This is a genomic window from Nostoc sp. CHAB 5715 (genome assembly GCF_020829685.1).
GTDB lineage: Bacteria > Cyanobacteriota > Cyanobacteriia > Cyanobacteriales > Nostocaceae > Nostoc.
This window is the reverse complement of sequence record NZ_JAIVFR010001061.1, coordinates 1-2,406: the sequence shown is the minus strand read 5'-3', so window position 1 is coordinate 2,406 and position 2,406 is coordinate 1. Positions and strand designations below refer to the sequence as shown.

2 protein-coding genes are annotated in these 2,406 nt (G+C 40.2%); one reads left to right on the top strand and one right to left on the bottom strand.

The genetic code is table 11. From position 1 onward, the window contains the following. The first annotated feature begins 213 nt into the window (after positions 1-213). Positions 214-414: an SUMF1/EgtB/PvdO family nonheme iron enzyme gene (locus LC574_RS35855; RefSeq protein ID WP_267871796.1), complete on the top strand. Its 201-nt coding sequence runs from the start codon at positions 214-216 to the stop codon at positions 412-414. Positions 415-1,021: 607 nt separating this feature from the next. Here the strand turns inward: LC574_RS35855 and dnaA are convergent. Continuing rightward, the gene (gene dnaA, locus LC574_RS35850) at positions 1,022-2,404 is read right to left on the bottom strand and encodes a chromosomal replication initiator protein DnaA (protein ID WP_229458378.1); all 1,383 of its coding nucleotides are present in this window, start codon (positions 2,402-2,404) and stop codon (positions 1,022-1,024) included. Positions 2,405-2,406: the final 2 nt, after the last annotated feature.

Here is a 2,406-nt window from a genome sequence, read left to right as displayed (position 1 = left end):
TCTAAATACTATGCTAGCTTTGCTGATTTTAAGTCAGCAATATCTAACTGTATTGACACTGCTAATACTGACAAACAGGAAAAGCTATCTAGCTTGTTGGCTCTTAATTTTCAGACTTTTAAAAAAGTTCAACTTTTAGCCGTTTAGAGTATAGAACGAAATAGCCCTGGACTACTGCCGTGTTAAAATTAACTTTGGGGTAGGCATTTCCGGCTGCTGCGTGGTGGTTCGTGGAACAACAATCCGAGGAACTGCCGCTCGGCGAATCGCAACAGGAACGCGCGTGACAATAGGAACAACAACGTGGGTTTTCGGGTTGTGGTTGCGGCTCCCCTCAGCACTCTTCTGCTGTCAGAACTGATGAATGGGAATTCATCGGGCGTACCCAAGAAGAGTCCAGACCTACTCCAGTGAGGTTGGTAACAATCTCCGAATATAAAACCGGGTCGGATAGCTTGGTAGGCTGCAAGGTCGAACAGTTGTCCGACTCATCCTATTTATCATCATGATAGGTGAATAAGTTAGTAGTAAAGACTAAAGTCCTTGATTTGAGCGCTAAAGCGCTCACTACAAACTCAACAAATTTGACAGACTACTAGAAAATTCCCCAATTTCTGTTGAAATCATCCGTTATATCATGTCCGCTTAATCACTTACAATATGTCATTGCGAGTGGAACGGAGTGAAACGAAGCAATTCCCTTTGACTCTGCGATTACTTCACTCCGCTATCGCTGCGTTCGTAATTGACTTGTATTTAGCCGGATATGATATTAGGCAAGTTTACCTTGTGGAAAACTTGTGGAAAAATACTTGAGCTTTTCCACAAGGTAATTATACTTAATTAAGTTTTAGCAGCAAAATCTCAAGTTTTCCCCAAATTTATCCACAAAAAGTAAGATTTTTCCACAATATAAGTTAAATTTAATCAATTTTTATACGTTACTTAATATTCTTGACTAATTATTCAGCCCTCAATGCTAATTATCGTAGTGCTGGTTGTGGAAAACTCAAATCAATCTTCAGGATGGTTTTTGAGAACGGCTAGTCATATTGATGCGATCGCTCAATTCACGTAGAGTTTGTGCTAAGGTGCGATCGCTCTGGTGGAGTTGAGTAATTTTATCGCAACTATAGATTACCGTTGTATGGTCTTTACCACCAAACTCCTCACCAATTCTCGGCAAACTCAGAGACGTGTGTTGGCGCATGAGATACATTCCTATTTGACGCGCCCAGCTAATCTCTCTTCGGCGTGAGTTACTTTTGAGATCGTCTATTGAAACATCAAAATTATCCGCCACCACCTTTAAAATTGCTTCTGGGGTAGCTGCCATTTTTTCATTAGGCGGTTCTAAAACTGGTGTGATATTCTCCACCGTCATCGGTAAGCCCCAAATAGAAATATAAGCCACCGCCCGAATTAAAGCTCCTTCTAATTCTCGAATATTAGAAGTATAGTTAGAAGCAATATACTCAATCACATTGCGGGGAAGACTAATATTTTCATCCTCGGCTTTTTTTTGTAAAATTGCCATTCTCGTTTCTAAATCCGGCTTTTGGATATCTGCGATTAACCCCATAGAAAACCGAGAACAAAGCCGTTCTTGCAAGCTAGGAATCTGGTTAGGAGGACGGTCAGAAGCAATGACAACTTGTTTCCCAGCTTCATGTAAAGTATTAAAAGTATAAAAGAATTCTTCTTGGGTGTATTCCTTCCCTTCAAGAAACTGAATATCATCAACTAATAAAACATCAGCCGCTCGATAATGCTCTCGAAAACTTTGCATACTATCTTTACGAATCGCTGTAATTAAATCATTAGTAAACTGCTCAGTCGAAACATAAAATATTTTACAATTAGGCGAAATTTCCCAGCGATAATGGCCAATAGCCTGCATGAGATGAGTTTTACCCAAACCTACGCCACCGCATAAAAATAAAGGATTAAACTCTTTACCTGGAGATTCCGCAACAGCCAAAGAAGCAGCGTGAGCCATCCGATTGTTAGCACCAACTACAAACCGCGAAAAGACATATTTAGAGTTTAATTCAGTCGTTTTTTGATTATGATTAGGAATAGCTTCGGAAATACTGCTGGGATCTGATGATTCCCAAGAAACCTCTCGTTCACTCAAATGGGAAACTTCATCACCTTGAGCAACGGTAATGTAAATTCCTACGGGATGACCGAGAATATCTTGTACTACATGAGCAATGGTATTAATGTAATACTTCTGTAACCAATTACGAGCAAATGGGTTAGGAGTACGGATTACCAAGCAATTATTTTCTAATCGCTCTGCACTAGCAGTTTTAATCCAAGTTTCAAAGGTGGGCCGGGATAGTTCAAGCTGTAGGCGCTCTAGTACCTGACTCCACAGACTTTCTATGGGAATTTCCATCA

Coding starts and splice junctions, on each gene's coding strand:
- dnaA (WP_229458378.1), bottom strand. CDS start 2,404: ATGGAAATTCCCATAGAAAGTCTGTGGAGTCAGGTACTAGAGCGCCTA.